We start from the raw sequence: 24,370 nt of genomic DNA, 5'->3' as shown, positions 1-24,370 counted from the left end.
TCCCTTGTCGATCTGACGGCAGTTCGTTGAGTAGGGGGAGCGGGCCTGACCGGTCTCGGTCAGATCAACGAATGCGGACGATTCGGGTCGTCCTCGGCGCGTGCGGAAGCCCAGCCGAGCGCGGTGCGCGTCCCGTCGGCCTTGTCCACCCAGACTTCCAAGTCAAGCCTGTCGTCGCTGGCGCCGACGACGGCGCCGCCGGTGGTCAGCTCGTCACCGACGAAGGCGGGCGAAACGAAGCGAAGGTCGAGTTCGCCTGAGGTGAAGAAGCTCGCGCCGAAGACCTCGACCAGGTTGGCGATGATGAACCCGGTTTGCTGCTGAGCCTGCACGATCGTGCGGTCGAGCCCGGAAGCGGCTGCCTTGGTCTGGTGCGTGTGCACGTTGGCGTAGCCACGCCCGGCCCAGGAGAAGACCGACATCTGGTCCTGTGTGAACGTCGTTGTCCGCGTGGGGATGGAAGCGTGCTCAGGGGCGTCGAGCCGGGCCCGGCTGACCACGGGCAGGCTCGCGTCGACCGTGCCTCGTACCGTCCGCGGGCGCTTGTCGTTCGCGGCCCGGCTCTTGCCGACGACCTCTCCCGCGACGGTACGCATGATCTCTTTGCCGACATGGCGCACCAGCAGTCGCCCGTCCGCCCCGCGCGCCTCGGCTTCGAGCACGACGTAGCCCTGGCCACGGCGCTCGTACTTCTCGACGTAGCCACCCTCGATCGTCACCGTCTCGCCCATGGGGATGGGGGAGTGGAACGTTAGGTGCTCGTGCGTGTGCAGGCCCTGGGCGGTGTTCCCGTCGTAGTTCTCGTAGAAGAGGAACAGCAGATCGTTGGCGAGCACGAGCGGGTGGCCGACCGGGCCGCCGAACGGTGAGTCGTCGAAGTACCACGACCCGAAGTCGTCCTCGCTATAGGCGTAGTCGAGCACCTTGCGCCGGTCGACCGTCACGGTGACCGGCCCCATCGGCTCGGGCACCTCGACCAGCTCGAAGCGAGCTTCTTTCAGCTGCGACGCCATTGTCACCTCCATGTCGGCCCGTTACGGGGCACCAAAATGACTAGTTGTATAGACGACTTGGTGTGAAAAGCTAGGCGGGGACTCTGGCGTTGTCAACCCGCCATCAAGGGTGAGATCGGGCCGACTGTGAACCTCGGGTTCACAAGGAGGTGTTGGCATTTCGGCGGAAGAAGCCGGGCGGCTGGTCCGGGAGTTGGCGGACGCGATACCGGTCGAGACGATCGATCCGGGCGCGAAAGCGATGTCGGCTACGAGCAGGAGTGCCGGCTGGCCGCGCCCGGTAGGTTGCGCGCCGCGCTGGATGCGGAGGATTTGATGTCCGAGGCGGCGTGGCGGCACACCGCTGCGCCCGCGGGGGAAACGGTGTGGCTCGGCGCGAGCTTTGCCGACCTGAACGCGGTCACCGGTCGTTCCCGTCAGACGGCCCGAAAGCGGTGGCCCGAACTCGGCGGCGTCTACCCGCGCCGCAAGTGGCTCGGCAACCACGTTGAGGACATCGCCTACCTGGCCGGACTGCTGGCGTCCCGCGCCGACGACCTGGTGTCCGGTCGCGGTCACGGCAGCTTCATGAAGCTGGTGCGGAAACTGCGCGAGGGCCTGCGGAACTCCGAGGCGGACTTCGCCCCGGATGCGCAGGACCGAACCGATCCGGCGGCGCGCTGGCGCGCTCGATGATCTGATCAATGTGACGATGCGCGAGATCATCGACATGGCCGCAAAACCCGCGACCCCGGAAGTGGACTTCGCCCTCCACGGAGCTCGCGGCGTGCTGAGCTACTACGGCCGCGCAACGACCGAGGATTCGTGAAGCTGGTCGGCAAAACGCAACTCGTCGTGGCGGCGGTCGTTTCAGGCTTTTCTCTAGGCTAGTTGTCGCCGGACGTTGCCTTTGCCGAAAACCTCATCCGTGCAGGTCATGCGGCATGCTCGTACTCGTGGAGGATGCCGCCGAGGCGATCGCGTCGGCGTATGTTCAGGCGAGCGATCTTGTCGGGATCTGCGATAGGCGTGGGTAAGGGGTTCAGCGGGCGGATGTTGGCGATGCCCTGGTGCGGGCGGTGTTCGTTGTAGAACTGTTCGAACTCGCGCAGGACGTGGAGGAGGTGACGCTGGTTCCAGATCAAAGCGCGATCCAGAAGCTCCCGCCGGCAGGTCTGCACCCACCTCTCCATGATTGAGTTCATCCTCGGCATCTGAACGCCGCTGAGCACGACCTCGATCCCGGTATCCGACAGAACCGTATCGAACAGGGCAGGGAATTTGCCGTCGCGGTCCCGGATTAGGAACCGCGCTCGGCAGCCTGCGTCTTCGAGGTCCATGACGAGATTCCTGGTAGCTTGCGTCACCCAGGAGGCTGTCGGGTGTGCGGTGGCGCCCAGGATCCGGATCCGCCGGGTGGCGTGCTCGATGACGGCGAGCACGTACATCCTCGCCCCGGACAGGGTGACCGTCTCGAAGAAGTCGCAAGCCGGCAAGGCGTCGGCCTGCGAGCGCAGGAAGTTGGCCCATGTGCTGGAGTTTCGTTCGGGTGCGGGGTCTATCCCCGCTGCCTGCAGGATTTCCCAGACGGTCGAAGGGGCCACTTTCACGCCCAGGACGAGCAATTCGCCGTGGAGTCGACGGTATCCCCAGCTGGGGTTCTCCTTGGCCAGGCGCAGCACCAAAACCCGCACGGAGCGTACGGTGCGTGGCCGGCCAGGGCGCTTCGGTTTGGAAGCAGTCGCATGGCGGCGTGCGACCAAGTCGCGGTGCCAGCGCAGCACCGTGTCCGGACGCACCAGCAACCGCAACCTGCGCAGTAGATTTAGGGCCATGCCTGCATTGGTGAGTACTGCGTCGGCGACCCGCTCGGCCTCACCGAGCGCGCCGTGAGTCCCGGCGAAAGGCGAGGTCCAGTCACCGGCGAAGTGTATGGCACCGACGGGCCGCTGCAGATCGTCGACCACGGCTGCGCGCGCCGGGAGTCGACGAGCGTAGCGGGCACAGCGAGCAGCACCTGGCGGGCGTGGTACTCGACGGGCCCCGCGGGGCCCGTCGCAGAGACGGCGTAAACGCCAGCGGTGGCGTCGGATGTCACCTTCGTGACCTGGGTGGAGAGCTCGATCGTCCCCGGCGCGAGGCGTGCGGCCATGCCGGTAGTGAGTGCCTGCATGCCGTTCAGCACGAATAGGCGGTTTTCCTTCTCGTGGGCCGGGTAGCTGGCGAAGTGACGGAGGGCATAGCGCGCGCTCAGGTGTTCTGCGTCGCCTATGGACCCGCCGCGTACTGTCGTCTCGAGCACCTCCCGGGCGCGAGCGGGCAGCGAGCGGAATCGCTGTGCCACCGTTTCCTCAGCGAGATGGTCGGCGTTGGCGGTGAAGCGGCTGCCCCGCGTGTTGTCGCGGTACTCCGCGACCGCTCCGTGGAGGGTCGCTACGGCCTGGTGGCACTTGAGGTCTACGGACATCCGCAGTCGGTCTGCACCAACCCATCGGAGCTGTATCGCGTGGAAGTCCAGAATCTGCCCTCCGCCACCTGAATCGCCAGCGGCGGTCCGCGACGACGGCCCTGTCGTCGGCCCTGCGAGCAGATTGTCCACTGAGGACGGAAAATGTCATCGATAAATCGCTGATATCGCCCCGACCTAGCGTGATGTCGCGCAGCACCACGAGTCGGCGACAATGTAAGGGGCGGTATGTCCAGCGAACGGGTGGCCACGGCCCGGCAGTGGATGGATGAATTCCTGGTGATGTCCCATCCGGATCTGGGGCGGGCGGGCGATGTATGCCCGTTCATGGCGCGGGCGCTACGGCTGGACCTGGTCGACCTCGTCCCGTTCGACGCCACCGCGGGGGAGGAGGAGTTCGCCGGGCTCGCCCGGGAGCTCCGGGATGGGCTGGAGAAGCGGGCCGAGGGCGTCGGCAACCTGCGCATGTACTTGGCCACGGTGATCGTCCCGCACGGACTGCCCGACGACGCGATGCGAACGATGGTCGAGCGGGTGCAGATCGGGCTCAAGGCGGAGTTCGTCGAACGCGGACTGATGATCGGTGAGTTCTGGCCGGGCCATTCCGGCGCCGGCCTGCACAACGTGGACTTCCGCCCGCTCGCCGCGCCGCTGCCGATGCTGGCGATGCGGCACATGGTGCTGACCGATCTGGCGTTCCTCAGCGGTGATCACGTGCCCGACGCCGAGCAGGTGTTCTATCTCGGCCACTTCCGCCGGATCTTCGCCGCCCAGCTCACCGGGAGCTGGGCGGCCAAGCTCGACGCGGCCGAGGAAGGGGCCGGCCGCGCGGTGGCGTCGGCCTGAGCGGCCCGGGGAGATACCGACATGGACCTGACCTCCGAAGCGAAGCGGTTGCAGCGGTTGGCCGATCCCGCGCCGGGGCGCGTGTTGTACGTGCTGTCCGCGTTGGAGATCGCTGACGCGATCGGTGCCGGCACGCGGTCGACGGCCGAGCTCGCCGCCGGGGTCGGCGCGGATCGCGACTCGCTGGCGCGGGTGTTGCGCGCCGCCGTCGAACTCGACGTCCTGGCCGAGCCGGAGCCGGATGTCTGGGAGCTGCGGCCGGGTGGTCGTCTGCTGCGCAGTGACGTCGAAGGCAACTTGCGGGCCGAACTCGCCGACAACGACCTCTTCGGCGCGTGGACGGAGTTCCTGCACAGCGTCCGCACCGGCGAGCCCTGTTATCCGAAGGTGTTCGGAGCGCCGTTGTTCGACCGGCTCAACGAACGCCCGCGGGAGCGGCGGGGCTTCCACCTGCACATGCACGCACGGGCGCAGCTGGTTTACAGGCCGCTGATCCTGTCGCGGAGGTGGCCTTCATCCGGAGTGCTGGTCGACGTAGGCGGCGGCACGGGCGGACTGCTCGAACAGCTGCTCGCCACCCGACCGGAGCTGCGCGGCGTACTGTTCGACCTGCCCGACGTGCTGGAGCTCTCCCCGCTGAGCCCCGGCGACCGGATCGAGTTCGCGGCTGGTGACGTTTTCGCCGATGCCGTGCCGGGTGGCGATGTGCACGTGCTGGCGAGCGTCCTGCACGACTGGCGGGACGCGCAGGCGGAGGAGATCCTCGCGGCGTGCCGGTCGGCCTGCGGGTCGGATGGCGAGCTGCTGGTGGTCGACCGGGTGCTGCCCGCTTCCGGTCCGCGGCCCCAGGTGTTCAACGACCTGCTCATGCTCGCCGTGGTCGGCGGGCGGGAGCGAACCGCCGAGGAGTGGGAAATCCTGGCGGAGCGCACGGGATTCCGGCTCGGTGGGATCGACACCGCAGCCGACACCGAGCTGGCGATCCTGCGGTTCCAGCCGGTTTGAGCGGGATTTCGACGTCGCGGCGGGCGGAGAAATGGCTTCGATAACGAACCGAAGGACCCCGTTCTTAGGCTGAATGGCGTCTGCCGGAACCACGTATCGCGGGTAGCGCCGCGCTGCCTGCCGCCACCGGTGAGGTTCCCCCGGTGCGTTCGGGACCGGACGTGGTACTGGCCGGATTCGAGTTGAGGAGTCAGCGAAGATGGGTGGCAGCCAGGTGGAGATCCGGTCCGACGATCTTTCGGATGTAGAGCGTCGGGGACTGGGTGCGGTCCTTCCCGTCGATCCCGACCGGGGGCTGCCGGAGCTGGTCGCCGAGCAGGCGCTCCGGGCACCGGGCGCTTTGGCCGTCCGCTTCCGGGACGTCGAATTGAGCTACGGCGAGCTCGACGCGCGCGCCAACCGGCTGGCCCACCACCTGGTGTCGATCGGCGTCGGGCCGGAGAGCGTTGTCGCCGTCGCGCTCGACCGGTCGGCGGACTTGGTCATCGCGCTGCTCGCGGTGCTCAAGTCCGGTGCCGCGTACCTGCCGGTGGACCTGGAGTACCCGGTCGAGCGTGTCGCGTTCATGCTGGCCGAGGCCGCTCCCGCCGCGGTGCTGACCGAGGGCGGGGCCGTCGGCCGCGTGCCGGAGTCGTTCGCGGGAACGACCATGCTGCTGGACGAACTGGCCGAGGCGCTGCAGGCTCACCCGGACACGGTCCCGGATGTCGTGCGCCACGAACGAAATCCCGCGTACGTGATCTACACGTCCGGTTCCACCGGCAAGCCGAAGGGCGTGGTGATCGAGCACCGCTCACTGACCGACTACCTCGGCTGGTCGATGCGCACCTATCCGAGCGTGCGGGGCGAATCCCTTTGGCACTCCTCGGTTTCCTTCGACATGACCGTGACCTCGCTGTGGGTGCCGTTGGTCAGCGGTGGCTGCGTCCGGGTCACCGCGCTCGCCGAGGACGAGTGGTCGGGCGCAGTGCCTCCGACGTTCCTCAAGGCGACCCCGAGTCACCTGCCGCTGCTGGGCGTGCTGCCGGAGAGCTTCTCCCCGAGCGGGGAGCTGATGTTCGGCGGCGAGGCGCTGCTCGGCGACGCGCTGCGGGAGTGGCGGTCGCGGCATCCCGCGGTCACGGTGCTCAACGTATACGGTCCCACCGAGGTCACCGTCAACGCCGCCGAACACCGGATCGAGCCCGGCGACGACGTCCCGGCCGGGGTGCTGCCGCTGGGCCGCCCGATGGACAACGTGCGGCTGCACGTGCTCGACGGCGAGCTGCGGAGCGTTCAGCCCGGAGTCGTCGGCGAGATCTACATCGCCGGTCCGGGCCTGGCGCGCGGGTACGCCCACGCGCCCGGGCTCACCGCGCAGCGATTCGTGCCGGACCCGTTCGGCGAGCCTGGCGCCAGGATGTACCGCACCGGGGACCTCGGCCGCTGGAACGACGACGGGAACCTTGAGTTCGCCGGCCGTGTCGACGACCAGGTGAAGGTGCGCGGTCACCGTATCGAGCTCGGCGAGATCGAGTCGGTGCTCGGCGGCCACCCCTCGGTGTTCTCCGCCGCCGTCGTGGTGCGGGAGGACCGGCCGGGCGATCAGCGGATCGTCGGCTACTATGCGCCCGCCGCCCCTGTCGAGACCGGTGAGCTGCGCGCGCTGCTCGAAGCCAGGCTGCCCGCCTACATGGTGCCGAGCACCTTGGTCCGGCTCGACGAGCTGCCGCTGACCACCAACGGCAAGCTGGACCGCAGGGCGCTGCCCGCGCCCGACTACGCCGAGGGTGCGACCGGCACGGCCGCGCGCACGGAGACCGAGAGCGTCCTGTGCGGCCTGCTCGCCGACGTGCTCGGTGTCGACGGCGTCGGCATCGATGACGGTTTCTTCGCACTGGGCGGACATTCCCTGCTGGCCGCCCGGCTGATCTCCAGGGTGCGCGAGAGCTTCGGCGTCGAGCTGCCGATCCGCGCGCTGTTCGAGGCGCCGACCGTGGCCGAGCTGGCGCAGAGGCTGGCAGACGCCGACGCCGCACGGCCGGAGACCAAGGCGATGCAGCGTCCCGAGCGGATGCCGCTGACCGCCGCGCAGCGCGGCCTGTGGTTCCTGCACCGCCTGCGGGGCCCGAGCGCCACCTACAACCTCCCGCTCGCGCTGCGGCTCACCGGCGAGCTCGACCGGTCCGCGCTGCGAGCGGCGGTCACCGACGTCGTCGCCCGCCACGAGCCGCTGCGCACGATCTACCCGGATCTCGAAGGCGAGCCGCACCAGCGGATCCTCGACTCGGTCGAGGTCGAACCCGCGGTCGTCGAGGTCGGCTCCGACGACCTGCCGGACGCGCTGGCGAAGGCCGCTGCCGAGCATTTCTCGTTCCTCGACCGGCCGCCGTTCACCACGACGCTGTTCGCAGTCGAGCCGGACGTGCACGTGCTCCTGCTGCTGACCCATCACATCGCCAGTGACGGCTGGTCCGAGCAGCCGCTGCTCGACGACCTGCTGACGGCCTACGCCGCACGGCGCGGCGGCAACCGTCCACAGTGGCCCGAGCTGCCAGTCCAGCACGCCGATCACGTGCTGTGGCAGCGGGAAGTGCTCGGTGACGTCACCGACCCGGCCAGCCCGCTGGGCGCTCAGCTCGCGTACTGGCGTGACTCGCTGGCCAGTTCCCCGGAGCTGATCGAGCTGCCGGTGGACCGGCCGCGCCCGGCGGCGGCGAGCAACAACGGGCACCGGTTGGAGTTCCAGGTCGACGCCGGCCTGCACCGTGAACTGGCCGCGCTCGCCAGGGACAACGGCAGCACCTTGTTCATGGTCGTGCAGTCCGCACTGGCGGTGCTGCTCAAGCGGCTGGGCGCGGGCGACGACATCCCGATCGGCACCGCCACCGCGGGCCGGACCGACGAGGCGCTGACCGGGCTGGTCGGCAATTTCGTCAACACCCTGGTGCTGCGCACCGACGTGTCCGGCGAGCCCAGCTTCCGCGAGCTGCTCGCGCGCGTCACCGACGCGGACCTCGGTGCGTACGCGCACGCGGAGGTGCCGTTCGAGCGGCTGGTGGAGGTGCTCAACCCGGCCCGGTCGCTGGCTCACCACCCGCTCTTCCAGGTCATGCTGACCTTCGAGAACTCCCTGCGCACCGATCACGAGCTGCCGGGCCTGGCGGTCGCGGTGGAGGAGGGCTTGCACACCGGGGCGGCGAAGGTCGACCTCAGCTTCTTCGTCGAGGAACTGCCCGCGGGCGGGCTCCGCTGCGAGCTGGAGTACGCGACCGACCTGTTCGACCCGGCAACCGCCGAGACCCTGGCGGCCCGACTGGTCCGGCTGCTCGCGGCGGCGGTGCGGGAGCCCGACCGCCCGGTGCGCGACCTGGACCTGCTCGCGCCGGAGGAGCGCGAAGCGCTGCTCGTGGGGTGGAACGACACCCGTCACCCCGTCATCGACGCGATGCTGCCTGAGCTGATCGAGGCGCAGGTCGATCGCACTCCGCAGGCGACCGCGGTGGTTGCGCGGGACGGCAGCCTCACCTACGGCGAGCTGGACGCGCGCGCCAACCGGTTGGCCGAGCTACTGATCGAGCGCGGCGCCGGTCCGGAGCGGTTCGTCGCGATCGCGCTGCCTAAGTCGCTGGACCTGGTCGTGTCGCTGCTCGCGGTGCTCAAGGCGGGCGGTGCGTACCTGCCGCTGGACCCGGCCTACCCGGCGGAGCGGATCGCGTTCATGGTCGGCGATGTCGACCCGGTGCTCACCCTGACCCGGGGCGACGTGGAAGCCGAGATCCCCGGTCCGCGGATCGTGCTCGACGACCCGGAAACCGTTGCCGCGCTGGAGGATCGGCCCGGTCGCAGGTCCGTCGGTCCCGCGTCGACATCGAATCCGGCCTTCGTCATCTTCACCTCCGGCTCTACCGGCCGTCCCAAGGGCGTCGTGGTCGAGCACCGCTCGCTCAACGTCTACCTCGCGTGGACGCGGCACGCATACCAGAGTGTGTCCGGGCGGGCGCTGGTGCACTCCCCGGTCTCATTCGACCTGACGGTGACGGGCCTGTTCGCCCCGCTGACGGCGGGTGGCTGCGCGCACCTGACCGACCTGGACACCGCGGGGGAGGAGCTGGTCCGGCCCACGTTCGTCAAGGCGACGCCGAGCCACCTGCCGCTGCTGATCTCCCTGCCGCCGGAGTACTCGCCCAGCGAGCAGCTCGTGCTCGGCGGTGAGTCGCTGATGGGGGAGGTCCTCGACGAGTGGCGAGCCCGGCACCCGCAGGCGACCGTCATCAACGAGTACGGTCCGACCGAGACAACGGTCGGCTGCACCGAGTACCGCATCGAGCCCGGCGACGACGTGCGCTCTGGTGTGATCACCATCGGGCGGCCGATCTGGAACACCCGGATGTACGTGCTGGACGCGGCGTTGCAGCCGGTCCCGGCGGGCGTCACCGGTGAGCTCTACATCGCGGGCGACCTGGTCACCCGCGGATACCTGAACCGCCCGGGGCTGACCTCGCACAAGTTCGTCGCCGATCCGCACGGCGAGGCGGGCGACCGGATGTACCGTTCCGGCGACCTCGGGCGGTGGAGCGCGGACGGGAACCTGGAGTTCGTTGCCCGCGTCGACCACCAGGTCAAGGTGCGCGGTTTCCGCATCGAGCTCGGCGAGATCGAGGCCTTCACCGGCTCCCACCCCGGCGTGGCGCACGTGGCGGTGATCGTGCGCGAGGACCAGCCGGGGGACAAGCGCATCGTCGGGTACGTGGTGCCTTCCGGCGCTCTCGACGTCGCCGAGCTGTTGGCCTACGTGGCCGAGCGGCTGCCCGACTACATGGTTCCGTCCGACTTCGTCGTCCTGGACGAGCTCCCGCTGACCGCGAACCGGAAGCTGGATCGCGCGGCGCTGCCCGCCCCGGACCACTCAACCGCGTCGGTGCAAGGCCGGGCCGCCAGGTCTCCGGAGGAGGAGATCGTCTGCGGTCTGTTCGCGGAGCTGCTGGGCCTGCCCGCGGTGAGCGCGGACGCCAACTTCTTCGAGCTGGGCGGGCATTCGCTGCTGGCGACCAGGCTGGTCAGCCGGGTGCGCTCGGCGTTCTCCGCCGAACTCGCGGTGCGCGAGGTGTTCGAGGCGGCCACGCCGCGCGAGATCGTCGAGCGGCTCGGCGCGGCCGGTGCGGGCCGGTCGAAGCCGCAGCGCCGGCCGCGTCCGGAGCACCCGCCGCTGTCGTCGGCCCAGCGCGGGGTGTGGTTCCTCAACCGCATGGACGAGCAGGCCGCGACCTACAACATCCCGTCCTCTGTGGAGCTTTCCGGTGCGCTGGACGCGGTGGCGTTGCGGCTGGCCGTCGCCGACGTCGTGCGCCGCCAAGAGGTTCTGCGCACGAAGTTCCCGGCGAAGGCCGACGGCGACCCGTACCAGCTCGTCGTCGCCGACGCCGAACCGGACGTGTCGTTCGCGGAGGTGTCCGAGGAGGAACTGGCCGACGCGGTCGCCGAGTTCGGCCACCGGCCGTTCCGCCTCGCCGGCGAACTTCCCATCAGGGTGGGCGTTTTCTCGGTCGGCCGCAGCAGGCACGTGCTGTCGCTGGTGGTGCACCACCTGGCCAGCGACGGCTGGTCGATGGCCCCGCTGATGCGCGACCTCGCGACCGCCTACACCGCACGCGTCGCCGGGAAGGTCCCGGCGTGGGAACCGCTGCCGGTGCAGTACGCCGACTACACGCTCTGGCTGGGCGACGTGCTCGGTGCGGAGTCCGATCCGGACAGCGAGCTGTCGCGGCAGCTCGGCTACTGGCGCAAGCAGCTGGCCGGACTGCCGGACCTGCTGGAGCTGCCGACCGGCCGGCCGCGTCCGGCGGTCGCGACCCATCGCGGCGACCGGGTGACGGTGCCCATCGGCGCCGACCTGCACGGCGCGATGGTCGACCTGGCCAGGCGGCACGGCGTCACCGTCTTCATGGTCGCCCACGCCGCGTTCGCCGCGCTGCTGAACCGGATGGGCGCGGGCACCGACGTGCCGATCGGCACCGTGGTCGCGGGCCGCACCGACGAGGCGCTGGACGACCTGGTCGGGTTCTTCGTCAACACGGTAGTGCTGCGCACCGACCTCACCGGCGATCCGACCTTCGAGGACCTGCTGATGCGGGTCCGGGAGACCGACCTCGCCGCCTACGCCAACCAGAACGTGCCGTTCGAGCGCCTGGTGGACGTGCTCAACCCGGTCCGGTCGCTGGCGCACTCGCCGCTGTTCCAGGTCACCCTCGGCGTGCAGAACTACGAGACCGCGAACGTCACCATGCCCGGCCTGGCGGTCAGCGAGCCCGACGTCGACCTGGCCGCGACCAAGTACGACCTGATGTTCTTCCTGCACGAGAGCTTCACCGAAGCGCATGCGGCGAACGGCATCCGGGCGGAGGTCAAGTTCGCCACCGACCTGTTCGACCGCGACATGGTGCTCGCGCTGGTGCAGCGGTTCATCGGGCTGCTCGAAGACGTCGTCGCCGACCCCGCGCGGCCGGTACGCGATCTCGATGTGCTGCTGGAGTCCGAGCGCGGCGCGCTCGCCGGCGGTGGCGCCGAGGAACTGCCGCAGTCGACCTTCCCGGAGCTGTTCGAGGAGCAGGTGCGCCGGACCCCGCAGAACACTGCCGTGGAAGCGGGGCGGAAGCTGTCGTACACCGAGCTCAACGAGCGCGCGAACCGGCTGGCCCGGCTGCTGGTCTCTCGAGGTGTCGGACCGGAGCGCCTGGTGGCGTTGGCGCTGCCGCGTTCGGTGGACGTGGCGGTGGCGGTGCTCGCCGTGGTCAAGGCCGGTGCCGCCTACCTGCCGGTCGACCCGGACTACCCCGCCGAGCGCATCGCGTTCATGCTCGACGACGCCGAACCCGCGCTCGTCATCGCGGACGCGACCACGGCGGACCGGTTCCCGGACGCCGAACTGCTCGTGCTCGACGAGCAGACCGCCGGCGAGTTCCCGTCGGCCGACCTCACCGACGCCGACCGCGCACACGCGCTGACGACCGCGCACCCCGCGTACGTGATCTACACGTCCGGTTCGACCGGCAAGCCGAAGGGCGTCGTCGTCTCGCACGCCGGGCTCACCGGGCTCGTGGCCAACCAGCGGAAGAACTTCCCGGCCGACGAGGGCGACCGGGTGCTGCAGTTCGTGTCGCTGAGCTTCGACGTGTCGGTGACCGAGCTGTGCTTGTCGCTGCTGTCCGGCGCGTGCCTGATCGTCCCGCCGCGTGGGCTGTCCGGGGAGGAACTAGCGGCGTTCCTGGCCGAGCAGGAGATCACCCACGCCTTCTTCCCGTCGGCGGTGCTGGCTAGCATGCCGAGGATCGAGCTCCCGGCGCTGCGCACCGTCGTGGTCGGTGGCGAGACCCCGGCTGACGAGGTCGTGCAGTACTGGTCGCAGGACCGCCGCCTGGTCAACGGATACGGCCCGACGGAGGCCACAGTCTGCGCCACCGCCAGCGACCCGCTGGAGCCGGGGCGGTCCATCCCGATCGGACGGCCGATCCCCGGGGCGCGGGTGCACGTGCTGGACGCCGCGCTGCGCCCGGTCGCGCCGGGAGTGGTCGGGGAGCTGTACCTCGCGGGGCCCGGCCTGGCACGCGGCTACCTGCGGCGCCAGACCGTGACCGCCGAGCGGTTCGTGGCCGATCCGTTTGACGCCTCGGGTGCGCGCATGTACCGCACAGGGGACCTGGCGCGATGGCGGGCGGACGGAAACCTGGAGTTCGCCGGCCGCGCCGACGACCAGGTCAAGATCCGCGGGTTCCGGGTGGAGCTCGGGGAGATCGAGTCGGTGCTGGACCGGCACCTCTCGGTCGCGCGGTCCGCGGTGATCCTGCGCGAGGACCGGCCGGGCGACAAGCGGATCGTCGCCTACGTCGTACCGGTGGCGGGCGAGGTCGCCGAGTCCGGCGGGCTGAAGGCGCACGTGGCGGCCGAACTGCCGGACTACATGGTGCCGTCGGCGTTCGTCGGCATGGACGACCTGCCGGTGACGCCCAACGGCAAAGTCGACCGCAAGGCGCTGCCCGCGCCGGAGATCGCGGCGCGCTCCACGGGGCGCGCCCCGCGCACCCCGCAGGAGCAGCTGCTGTGCGGGCTGTTCGCCGACGTGCTGGACCAGCCCAACATCACCATCGACGACAACTTCTTCGACCTGGGCGGGCATTCGCTGATGGCCACCCGGCTCACCTCGCGGATCCGGTCGGCGCTGGGGGCGGAGCTGCGGGTACGCGACGTGTTCCGCGCGCCCACGGTCGCCAAGCTCGCCGAACGGCTGGCGGGCAAGGGCGCCCGGCGGCCTGCGCTGAAGCCGGGCAGGCGGCCGGAGCGGGTTCCGCTGTCGTTCGCCCAGCAGCGGTTGTGGTTCCTCTACAAGCTGGAGGGCCCCAACCCGACCTACAACGTTCCGCTGGTGCTGCACCTGCGCGGCGCGCTTGACCGCGACGCCCTGGACGCGGCGCTGACCGACCTCGCCGACCGGCACGAGCCGCTGCGCACCGCGTATTCCGATGTGGACGGTGAGCCGGAGCAGCGGACCAGTGCTCCCGGCACTGTCGTCCCGCACGTCGACGTCGTCGAGGTCGATCGCGAGGGACTAACGACGGCGCTGCCGCCCGCGACCCGGTACGCCTTCGATCTGACGACCGAGAACCCGTTCCGCGTCACGCTGTTCTCGGTCGGCGAGGACGAGCACGTGCTGCTGTTGCTGCTGCACCACATCGCCACCGACGGCGCGTCGATGGTGCCGCTGAGCCGCGACCTCGCTGATGCGTACGCGGCGCGGCTGTCCGGCAGCAGCCCCGGCTGGCAGCCGCTGCCGGTGCAGTACGCCGACTACACGATGTGGCAGCGCGAGCTGCTGGGTGCCGAGACCGACCCGCGCAGCCTGCTGTCGACGCAACTGGACTTCTGGCGCACCACCCTGGCCGGTGCTCCGGAACTGCTGAAGCTGCCGACCGACCGGCCGCGCACCGTGCACCGCACCGAGCGGTCGGAGCGGGTGAACTTCGCGCTCGGCGCCGATCTCCACGCCGAGCTGACCGTGCTGGCGCGCAACACCGGGACGACGGTGTTCATGGTGCTGCACGCGGCGCTGGCCGCGTTGCTGACCAGGCTCGGCGTCGGCGAGGACGTCCTGATCGGCACCGGCACCGAAGGCCGGGGCGACGAACAGCTCGACGTCGTCGTCGGCTTCTTCATCAACATGCTGGTGCTGCGGGCCGACACGTCCGGCGACCCGAGCTTCCGGGAGCTGCTGGAGCGGGTGCGCGAGTCCGACCTCGCCGCCTACGCCCACGCCGACGTCCCGTTCGACCGGGTCGTGGAGGCGGTCAACCCGGTGCGGTCGCTGGCCCACGCCCCGCTGTTCCAGGTGACGCTGACGGTGGAGCGCGCCGGGGCCATCGACGGGCTGCGCATGCCCGGCGTGAGCATCGAGGTGGACAGCCCCGACCCGGGTTCGGCGAAGTTCGACCTGTGGTTCGGGCTGACCGAGTCCTACGGGCTCAACGGCGTTCCGGCGGGGATGACGGGTGTGGTCAAGTTCGCCACCGACCTGTTCGACCGCTCGACGGCCGAAGGCATCGCCGACCGGTTCGCCCGCCTGCTCACCGAGGTCGTCGCCGATCCGGACCTGGCGCTCGGCCAGGTGGATCTGCTGTCGGCCGAGGAAAGCTCCCGGATGCTGACCGACTGGAGTGGAGCACCCGACGACACCGCCGTGCGCACGCTCCCCGATCTGTTCGAAGCTCAGGTTGAGGCCAACCCCGACGCCGTCGCGGTCGACGGTGAGCGCACGCTGACCTACGCCGAGCTGGACCGCGCCGCCAACCGCCTGGCGCACGAGCTGATCGGCCGCGGCATCGGCCCGGACCGCCTGGTGGCGCTGACGCTGCCGCGTTCGGCCGACATGGTGGTGGCGATCCTGGCCGTGCAGAAGGCCGGGGGAGCGTACCTGCCGATCGACCCGGACTACCCGGCCGGCCGCATCGCGTTCGTGCTCGACGACGCCGCTCCCGCCTGCGTGATCACCACGTCGGAGATCGCGCCGCACCTGCCGGTCGCCGACCCGCTGGTGCTCGACACCGCCGAACTGCCCACAGTGGACCGTCGGCCGGAGCGGTCCGTGCTGCCCGCCAACACCGCATACGTCATCTACACCTCCGGTTCGACCGGCAGGCCCAAGGGCGTGTTGGTGCCGCACCACGGCATCGCCACCTTCTCCGCCTCCGAGGTCGAGCGGTTCGCCGTCGACCGGATCAGCCGGGTGCTGCAGTTCTCCTCGCCGAGCTTCGACGCTTCGATGCTGGAGCTGTGCATGTCGCTGCTGGTCGGCGCGACGCTGGTGGTGCCGCCGCCGGGACCGCTGGCGGGCGAGGAACTGGCGGATGTCCTCGCGGAGCACCGGATCACGCACGCGCTGATCCCGCCGGCGGCGCTGGCCAGCATGCCGGTGACCGAACTGCCGGACTTCAGCACCCTGATCGTCGGCGGTGACGCCTGCTCGGCGGAGCTGGTCCGGCGCTGGGCGCCGGGACGGCGGATGGTCAACGCGTACGGGCCGACCGAGTCGACCGTGGTCGTTTCCACCAGCGCGCCGCTGGCCGACGACGAGACGCCGCCGATCGGCACCCCGATCCGCGGCACCCGCGTCTATGTGCTGGACCGCGCGCTGCGTCCGGTGCCGCCGGGCGTGACCGGCGAGCTGTACGTGTCGGGGCAGGGCCTCGCGCGTGGTTACCTCGCCCGGCCCGGTCTCAGCGCCGAGCGGTTCGTGGCGAATCCGTTCGGTAAGCCGGGCGAGAGGATGTACCGCACAGGCGATGCCGCGCGGTGGCGTGCCGACGGGCAACTGGAGTTCGTCTCGCGGGTGGACGACCAGGTCAAGGTGCGTGGTTTCCGGCTCGAACTCGGCGAGATCGAGGCCGTGACGGCGACCCATCCGGCGGTAGACCAGGTGGCCGTCGTGGTGCGTGAGGACCGGCCCGGCGACCGCCGGATCGCCGCGTACGTGGTGCCCTCCCGGGCGCTCGACCTCAACGAACTGCGGGCGCACGTCGCGGGCCAGGTACCCGACTACATGGTCCCGGCCGCGTTCGTCCCGCTGGACGCGCTGCCGTTGAACCACAGCGGCAAGCTCGACCGGGCGGCGCTGCCCGCACCCGACTTCACCGCGGCGGCGGGCCGCGCGCCGCGCACCGCGGGAGAGGAGATCCTGTGCGGGCTGTTCGCGGAGGTGCTGGACCTGCCGAAGGTCGGCATCGACGACGACTTCTTCGCGTTGGGCGGCCATTCGCTGCTGGCGACCCGGTTGGTCAGCCGCGTCCGGTCCGCCTTCGGCCGGGAGCTGCCGGTGCGCGAGCTGTTCGACCGCCCCACGGTCGCCGGGCTTCACGAACGCCTGGAACTCGCCGACAGCGCGCGGGAACGCCTCGCGCCGCAGGAGCGTCCGGAGCGGATTCCGCTGTCGGCCGCGCAGCGCAGGTTGTGGTTCCTGCACGAGATGGAGGGGCCGAGCGCCACCTACAACATCCCGCTCGCCCTCCGGCTGACCGGGGAGCTCGACCGCGCCTCGCTCACGGCGGCCCTCGGCGATGTCGTCGCCCGGCATGAGGTCCTGCGGACGCTGCCCGCAGACCAGGATCCCGTTCCGTACCAGCGGATTCTGGACGAGGCCGACGTTCCGGTGACCTTCCAGGAGACCACCGAGGAGCTCCTTCCTGAGCTGCTGGACGCCGCCGTCGGCCACCCCTTCGTCCTGAACGACGAACTTCCGGTGCGGCTCACGGTGTTCTCGCTGGCCGACGACGTGCACGTGATGCTGTTGCTGCTGCACCACATCGCCGGTGACGGCTGGTCGATGGCGCCGCTGTCGGCGGATCTGTCCGCGGCCTACGCCGCCCGCCTGGACGGCCGCGCTCCCGAGTGGGCGCCGCTGCCGGTGCAGTACGCCGACTACAGCCTCTGGCAGGGCCGCGTGCTGGGAAGCGAGGACGCCCCGGACAGCGTGTCGGCCAAGCAAGTCGGGTTCTGGCGGGACGCGCTGGCCGGTGCTCCAGAGTTGCTGGAGCTGCCGACCGACCGCCCGCGCCCGCTGGTGGCCACGCACGGCGGTGCCACGGTGCCGCTGACCATCGACGGTGACCTGCACCGCGCGCTGGAGGAACTGGCCCGCGAGTCGCAGACCACGGTGTTCATGGTGTTGCAGGCGGCGCTGGCGGTGCTGCTCGACCATTCCGGTGCGGGACAGGACATCCCGATCGGAACGGCGGTCGCCGGGCGGACCGACGACGCGCTCGTCGACCTGGTCGGGTTCTTCGTCAACACCTTGGTCCTGCGCACCGACACCTCCGGCGACCCGAGCTTTCGCGAGCTGCTGGGCCGGGTGCGGGAGACCGATCTCGCCGCGTACGCGCACGCCGAGGTGCCGTTCGAGCGGATCGTCGACGCGCTGAACCCGGTGCGGTCGCTGGCGCACGCACCGCTGTACCAGGTGGTGCTCAACCTCCAGAACAACACCACGCGCCAGCTCGAACTGCCCGGCCTGGCCGTGGCGCTGGAGGCGGTGAGCAGCAGCACGTCCAAAGTGGACCTCTCGTTCGGGTTGCGGGCGCGGCAGACCGAGGACGGCACGCCGCAGGGCATGGACGGCTCGATCGAGTACGCCACCGACCTGTTCGACGCCCAGACCGCAGACGCGCTGGCGCGGCGGCTGGTCGCGGTCCTCGGGGCGGTGGTGGCCGACCCGGACGCGCCGGTCGGCCGGATCTCCCTGCTGTCCGAGCAGGAACAGCGGGCGGTGCTCGCGGACTGGGCGGCCACCACCAAGGCGGACGAGGTGACCCTGCCCGCGCTGTTCGAGGCGCAGGCCGCACGGACGCCCGGCGCGACGGCGGTGTGGTTCGAGGGAACCGAACTCGGCTACGCCGAAGTCAACGCCGAGGCGAACCGGCTGGCGCGGCTGCTGGTCGAGTCGGGCGCGGGGCCGGAGCGCCTGGTGGCGCTGGCCTTGCCCCGCTCGCAGTGGATGGTCGTGGCGGTGCTGGCGGTGCTCAAGACCGGCGCGGCCTACTTGCCGGTCGACCCGGAGTACCCGGCCGAGCGGATCGCCTACCTGCTCGGCGACGCCGCTCCCGTCTGCCTGCTGACGACGTCCGACGCCGCCGCGACCCTGCCGGAGACGGACGTGCCGCGAGTGCTGCTCGACGAGCCCGAAGTGCGTGCGGAGCTGGCGACCAGGCCCGCGCACGACCTCACCGACGCCGACCGCACCGGCCCGCTGCTCGCGGACAACACGGCCTACGTCATTTATACGTCCGGTTCCACCGGCCGCCCCAAGGGCGTGCTGATCCCGCACCGGAACGTGGTCCGGCTGTTCACGTCCACACAGGACTGGTTCGGATTCGGTCCGGACGACGTGTGGACGCTGTTCCACTCCTACGCCTTCGACTTCTCGGTGTGGGAGATCTGGGGCCCGCTGCTGCACGGCGGCTCGCTGGTCGTGGTGCCCTTCGAGGTCAGCCGCTCGCCGGAGCGGTTCCTCGACCTGCTGGAGCAGACCGGGGTCACGGTGCTCAACCAGACACCGTCGGCGTTCTACCAGCTGGCCGCCGCAGACAAGGAGAACCCGGCCCGGGACCTGGCACTGCGCACGGTGGTCTTCGGCGGTGAGGCGCTGGACCCGTCCCGGCTCGCGGGCTGGTTCCGGCGGCACGGCGACCGTGCACCGCGACTGGTCAACATGTACGGCATCACCGAGACGACCGTGCACGTCACCTACGCGGAGCTAGACGCGGCGAGCGTGGAGGACGCCCGAAGCCCCATCGGCACGCGGATTCCGGACCTGGGCGTCTACGTGCTCGACCGCAACCTGCGGCCGGTTCCGCCCGGTGTGTCCGGCGAGATGTACGTGACCGGTGCCGGCGTGGCGCGGGGATACCTGAACCGCCAGGTGCTCAGCGCGGAGCGGTTCGTCGCCGACCCGTTCGGTGCACCGGGCGGTCGCATGTACCGCACCGGAGACCTCGCCCGCTACGACCGCGACGGCGGGCTGGAGTACCTGGGCCGGGCCGACCACCAGGTCAAGGTGCGTGGTTTCCGCATCGAGCTCGGTGAGGTCGAGTCCGTGCTGGTGCGCCAGCCGGGAGTCGCGCAGGCCGCGGTGATCGTCCGGGAGGACAGGCCCGGCGACCGCAGGCTGACCGCGTACGTGGTGTTCAGCGGCGAAGCCGACATCGTGCGGGTGCGGTCGGGCATCGCCGAGGAGCTGCCCGACTACATGGTTCCGGCGGCATTTGTCGTGCTGGGCGAGCTGCCGCTGACCGTCAACGGCAAGCTGGACCGGGCGGCGCTGCCCGCGCCGGAGCACAGTGCGCCGGCCGCCGGACGCGCCCCGCGCACGCCCCGCGAGAAGCTGCTGTGCGAGCTGTTCGGCGAGGTGCTCGGGCTGGAGTCGGTGGGCATCGACGACAGCTTCTTCCAGCTCGGCGGCGACAGTATCCTGTCGTTGCAGGTGGTCAGCCGCGCTCGCCGGCAAGGTCTGGTGATCTCGGCGCGGGACGTCTTCCGGCACCAGACGGCCGCCGCGCTCGCGCTCACCGCCGGAGACGAGGTCGTCGACGCGCCCGCCGACCCGGACGCCGGGATCGGCGAGTTCCCGGCGACGCCGATCGTGCACTGGCTGCGCGGGCTCGGCGGTCCGGTCGACGGGTTCAACCAGTCGATCGTGCTGCGGGTGCCCACCGGGCTGGGCCGTCACCTCGAACCCGCCCTGAGCGCCCTCGCCGACCACCACGACGCCCTGCGGATGCGGCTGAACGATGACTGGTCCCTGACGGTCCGCCCGCGCGGCACCGATGCGGTGTCGGTGCACGCGGTCGACGTCAGCGGGCTCGAAGAGTCCGAAGTGGACGCCGTCATCGCCCGGGAAGGCGAGGCCGCCCGGTCGCGGCTCGCGCCACGGGCGGGATCGATGGCGGAGGCGGTGTGGTTCGACGCCGGGGAGGACCGCTGCGGATGGCTGCTGCTGGTGCTGCACCACCTGGTCGTCGACGGTGTGTCCTGGCGGGTGCTGCTACCCGACCTGCGTGCCTGCTGGGAAGCGCTGGACCAAGAGCGGGAAGTCGTGCTCGACCCGGTCGGGACCTCGTTGCGCGAGTGGTCGCAGCGTCTTGCCGAGCTGGTGGCGAAGCGGGAGCCGGAAGCTCCATTGTGGACCGAGATGCTGGAGCGGACAGCGGACGTGCCCGTGCTGGACCCGGAACGCGATGTCGCGGCGACGGCGAGGGAGTGCACGCTGACGCTTCCGCCGGAATACACCGAACCGCTGCTGACCACGGTTCCGGCCCTCTTCCACGCCGGGGTCAACGACGTTCTGCTGACCGGCCTCGCGGTGGCCGCCGCGCAGTGGCGGCGGGACCGGGGCCGGGACGGCGACAGCGTCGTGGTCGACCTGGAGGGCCACGGCCGGGAGGAGATCGAGCCGGGGCTCGACCTCTCGCGCACCGTCGGCTGGTTCACCAGCCTGTATCCGGTGCGGCTGGACCCGGGTGTGCTGGACCGCCAGGAGTTCCACTCCGGCATCGGGCAGGCACTCAAGCAGGTCAAGGAACAGCTCCGGGCCTTGCCGGACAACGGCGTCGGCCACGGCCTGCTCCGGCATCTGCACCCGGACCTCGGCCCGGAACTGGCCGCACCGACACCGGAGATCGGGTTCAACTACCTCGGCAGGTTCCCCGCCGCGACGTCGGCGGGCGACTGGGAACCGGCGAGCGGCAAGCCCGTTCCGGCACCGCGCGACGCGGGCATGCCGCTGGCGCACGCCGTGGAGGTCAACGCCACGACCAGGGACCACCCGGACGGCCCGGTGCTGTCGGCCACCTGGTCCTGGGCCGGCGAGGTCCACGGCGAGGACGACGTCCGCGCACTGGCCGAAGCGTGGTTCGAGGCGTTGCGCGCGCTGGTCGCGCACGCCCGCGACGGAATCGGCGGGCACACGCCGTCGGACCTGTCGCTAGAGTTGTCGCAGGACGAGATCGACGACCTGGAAGCCGAGTTGGGGGAGTTCTGATGAAGCGTTCGGGACTGGAGGACGTCCTCGCGCTCTCGCCGTTACAGGAAGGGCTGCTGTTCCACGCCCTGTCCGAGGAACAGGGCGTCGACGTCTACAACGTGCAGATCGTGCTGCACCTGGAAGGCCCGCTGAACCCGGCGACGATGCGCGCGGCGGTGCACGCGCTGCTGCGCCGGCACGCGAACCTGCGGGTCAGCTTCCGCCAGCGCAAGAACGGCCAGCCGATCCAGGTGGTCCACCGCGAGGTCGAGGTGCCGTGGACGGAGACCGACCTCAGCGGCCTCGACCCGGCCGACCGCGAGCAGCGGCTGACCGAGCTGCTCACCCACGACCGGGCCCGGCGGTTCGTGCTGACCAAGCCGCCGGCGCTGCGGTTCACGCTGGTCAGGATCGGCGAGCGGGAACACCGGCTGGTACTGACCAACCACCACATCCTACTGGACGGCTGGTCGCTGCCGGTGCTGTTGGACGAGCTGCTCACGCTCTACCGGACCAGGGGAGACGACGCGACGCTGCCGCCGGTCACCCCGTTCCGCGAGTACCTGGCCTGGCTGAGACGGCAGGACACAGGCGTCTCCGAGCAGGCGTGGCGCGCGGCGCTGGACGGGTTGTCCGGTCCGACGCTGGTGTCGCCATCGGCCGATCAGCGGGAACCGGTGCTGCCCGGACGCATCGTGCTGGACCTGCCCGACGAGGTCGCCGTCGACTTCACCGAGCGCGCCCGCGAACACCGGATCACCGCCAACACCCTCGTGCAGGGCGCGTGGGCGCTGCTGCTGAGTCGGCTCACCGGCCGGGACGACGTGGTGTTCGGGGCGGTGGTCTCGGGCCGGCCGCCGGAGTTACCCGGCATCGAGACCATGGTCGGGATGTTCATCAACACGATTCCGGTGCGGGTGCGCCTGGACCTCGGCGCCTCGCCGGTGCAGAACCTGCTGCGCCTGCAGGAGGAGCAGTCCGCGCTGCTCAACCACCAGCACCTGAAGTTGGGGCGGCTGCACCAGATCAGCGGGTTCGGCGAGCTGTTCGACACCGTGACGACTGTGGAGAACTACCCGAGCGGTTCGGGGGAGACCTCGGAATCCGAGCTGCGCCTAATGAAGATGGGCGGGTACGACGCCGCGCACTACCCGCTGCGGCTGGTCGCCGGGATGGCGGGACGCCGCCTGCACATGGAGCTGGAGTACCGGCCCGACCGCTACGACGCCGACGCGGCGCGGGACGTGGCCGATCGCCTGGTGTCGCTGCTGACCGCCATCGCCCGGCAGCCCGACCGCCCGCTGGGCGAACTCGGGCTGCTGGAGATCACCGAGCAGCAGGAGGCCGCCGAGGTCCAGGAACGGCCCGCGCAGCGGCGGTCGGACGCCCCGCAGGAGGACATCTTCTGCGGGCTGCTGGCCGAAATCCTCGGGCTGCCCAGGGTCGGGCCCGACGACGACTTCTTCGACCTCGGCGGGCATTCGCTGTCGGCCATCAAACTGATCAGCCTGATCCGGGCGACCTTCGGGGTGCAACTGGGCATCCGGACGATCTTCGAGGCGAGGACCGCTGCGCGGCTGGCGCAGTGCCTGGTCGCCGACGGTCCGGAACGGGCGCCGCTGGCCCCCGCCGAGCGGCCGGAGCTGGTGCCGCTTTCCCCGGGGCAGCAACGGTTGTGGTTCCTGTCCAAGCTGGAAGGTTCGAGCGCGACCTACAATCTGTCTATCGCCATGCGGCTGAGCGGTTCCCTGGACCGCGATGCCCTGCGCGCGGCGCTGGACGACGTCGTGGTGCGGCACGAGTCCCTCCGCACCGTTTTCCCGGACCAGGACGGTTCGCCCTACCAGCACGTCCTTGCTCCGGAGAACGCGCGCGTGCCCTTCGACGTGCTGGACACCGCCGATGTGGCGGAGTCGCTGCGGCAGACCGCCGCGCACGTCTTCGACCTTTCCTGCGACCTCCCGGTGCGCGCCTGGCTGTTCATGGTCGGAGCGGACGAGCACGTGCTTTCCCTGGTGGTGCACCACATCGCCAGCGACGGCTGGTCGATGGCTCCGCTGGCCAGAGACCTCTCAACCGCGTATGCCGCGCGCATCGCCGGTCGCGCTCCGGGTTGGGAACCGCTGCCCATCCAGTACGCCGATTACGCGCTGTGGCAACGGGAACTTCTGCGCGGCGAGGACGATTCGGACAGTCTCGCCGGTGCGCAGCTGGACTACTGGCGCGGTGCGCTCGCTGATCTGCCGGAACGGCTCGAACTGCCCACCGACCGCCCGCGTCCGCCGAAGGCGAGCTACCGGGGCGACCTCGTGCCGGTGCGTTGGGACGCCGACGTGCACCGCGGCGTCGTCGAGCTGGCCAGGAGCACCGGCAGCACCGTGTTCATGGTGTTGCAGGCCGGTCTGGCCGCGCTGCTGTCCCGGATCGGCGCCGGGACGGACGTGCCGATCGGCACCCCGGTCGCGGGGCGGTCGGACGAGCGGCTCGGCGATCTGATCGGGTTCTTCGTCAACACGCTGGTGCTGCGGGTGGACGCCTCCGGAGACCCGGCCTTCCAGGACCTGCTGGTCAGGGTGCGGGAGACCGATCTCGCCGGGTACGCCAACGCCGACGTGCCGTTCGAGCGGCTGGTCGAGGTACTCAACCCGAACCGCTCGCTGGCCCATCACCCGCTGTTCCAGGTGATGTTGGTGTTGCAGAACAACGAAACCGCCCGGATCGACCTGCCGGGCCTGCGGGTGGAGGTCGAGCGCACTGGGCTGGCGGTGGCCAAATTCGACCTGGCGCTGAGCCTCCAGGAGAACCGGACCGCCGAAGGCGAGCCGGACGGCCTGAGGGGTGTGCTGGAGTACGCCACGGACCTGTTCGACCGCCGCAGCGTCGAGCTCCTGCTGGACCGCCTGGCACGACTGCTGCTGGCGGCCTCGGCCGCGCCGGATACCCCGCTGGGCCAGCTCGCGGTGCTGTCCGAAGAGGACGATCGGGAGCTGCTGGACTGGGGCACCGGGCCGGCCGCCCCGGAAG

The 24,370-nt window shown here is 70.6% G+C and carries 9 protein-coding genes and 1 pseudogene; 7 read left to right on the top strand and 3 right to left on the bottom strand.

Annotated elements, in window-relative coordinates; all coding sequences use genetic code 11:
- Positions 1 to 59: 59 nt before the first annotated feature.
- Complete coding sequence (locus DL519_RS17180; protein WP_190816270.1) at positions 60 to 1,013, bottom strand: MaoC family dehydratase; 954 nt, start codon at positions 1,011 to 1,013, stop codon at positions 60 to 62.
- Positions 1,014 to 1,328: 315 nt separating this feature from the next.
- Here DL519_RS17180 and DL519_RS17175 point away from each other — a divergent pair, with 315 nt between their 5' ends.
- Entirely contained in the window at positions 1,329 to 1,688 is a 360-nt protein-coding gene (locus DL519_RS17175) for a hypothetical protein (RefSeq protein ID WP_190816268.1), read from the top strand.
- A 10-nt stretch (positions 1,689 to 1,698) separates the two neighbouring features.
- Positions 1,699 to 1,821 carry a hypothetical protein gene (locus tag DL519_RS48745; protein WP_263399661.1) on the top strand — a complete coding sequence of 41 codons (123 nt, stop codon included), beginning with the start codon at positions 1,699 to 1,701 and terminating at the stop codon, positions 1,819 to 1,821.
- Positions 1,822 to 1,927: 106 nt separating this feature from the next.
- Here the strand turns inward: DL519_RS48745 and DL519_RS17170 are convergent, their stop codons facing one another.
- Both DL519_RS17170 and DL519_RS50080 read right to left on the bottom strand, forming a co-directional pair.
- Positions 1,928 to 2,926: an integrase core domain-containing protein gene (locus DL519_RS17170; protein WP_223840306.1), complete on the bottom strand. Its 999-nt coding sequence runs from the start codon at positions 2,924 to 2,926 to the stop codon at positions 1,928 to 1,930.
- Positions 2,818 to 3,294 carry an FAD-dependent oxidoreductase gene (locus DL519_RS50080; RefSeq protein ID WP_223840305.1) on the bottom strand — a complete coding sequence of 159 codons (477 nt, stop codon included), beginning with the start codon at positions 3,292 to 3,294 and terminating at the stop codon, positions 2,818 to 2,820. The genes DL519_RS17170 and DL519_RS50080 overlap by 109 nt, the downstream gene beginning before the upstream one ends.
- Here DL519_RS50080 and DL519_RS46655 point away from each other — a divergent pair.
- From DL519_RS46655 to DL519_RS50075, 5 genes and pseudogenes are all read left to right on the top strand, one after another.
- Positions 3,220 to 3,531, top strand: coding sequence for a hypothetical protein (locus DL519_RS46655; RefSeq protein ID WP_223840473.1), 312 nt, complete (start codon positions 3,220 to 3,222; stop codon positions 3,529 to 3,531). The genes DL519_RS50080 and DL519_RS46655 overlap by 75 nt on opposite strands.
- Before the next feature lie 156 nt (positions 3,532 to 3,687).
- Complete coding sequence (locus DL519_RS17160; protein WP_190816264.1) at positions 3,688 to 4,305, top strand: DUF6875 domain-containing protein; 618 nt, start codon at positions 3,688 to 3,690, stop codon at positions 4,303 to 4,305.
- A gap of 21 nt (positions 4,306 to 4,326) precedes the next feature.
- Positions 4,327 to 5,310, top strand: coding sequence for a methyltransferase (locus DL519_RS17155; protein WP_190816262.1), 984 nt, complete (start codon positions 4,327 to 4,329; stop codon positions 5,308 to 5,310).
- A gap of 199 nt (positions 5,311 to 5,509) precedes the next feature.
- Positions 5,510 to 21,364 carry a non-ribosomal peptide synthetase gene (locus tag DL519_RS17150; protein ID WP_190816260.1) on the top strand — a complete coding sequence of 5,285 codons (15,855 nt, stop codon included), beginning with the start codon at positions 5,510 to 5,512 and terminating at the stop codon, positions 21,362 to 21,364.
- Positions 21,364 to 24,279: pseudogene (locus tag DL519_RS50075) on the top strand (condensation domain-containing protein); the annotation flags it as partial. The gene DL519_RS17150 and the pseudogene DL519_RS50075, both read left to right, overlap by 1 nt.
- Positions 24,280 to 24,370: the final 91 nt, after the last annotated feature.

It is taken from the genome of Saccharopolyspora pogona (assembly GCF_014697215.1).
GTDB lineage: Bacteria > Actinomycetota > Actinomycetes > Mycobacteriales > Pseudonocardiaceae > Saccharopolyspora > Saccharopolyspora hattusasensis.
This window is presented reverse-complemented; position numbering and strand designations above follow the sequence as displayed.

Bases quoted from the DNA above. Each gene is read 5' to 3' on its own strand.
- DL519_RS17160 (WP_190816264.1), top strand. From the start codon at position 3,688: ATGTCCAGCGAACGGGTGGCCACGGCCCGGCAGTGGATGGATGAATTC.
- DL519_RS17155 (WP_190816262.1), top strand. From the start codon at position 4,327: ATGGACCTGACCTCCGAAGCGAAGCGGTTGCAGCGGTTGGCCGATCCC.
- DL519_RS17180 (WP_190816270.1), bottom strand. From the start codon at position 1,013: ATGGCGTCGCAGCTGAAAGAAGCTCGCTTCGAGCTGGTCGAGGTGCCC.
- DL519_RS17175 (WP_190816268.1), top strand. From the start codon at position 1,329: ATGTCCGAGGCGGCGTGGCGGCACACCGCTGCGCCCGCGGGGGAAACG.
- DL519_RS17150 (WP_190816260.1), top strand. From the start codon at position 5,510: ATGGGTGGCAGCCAGGTGGAGATCCGGTCCGACGATCTTTCGGATGTA.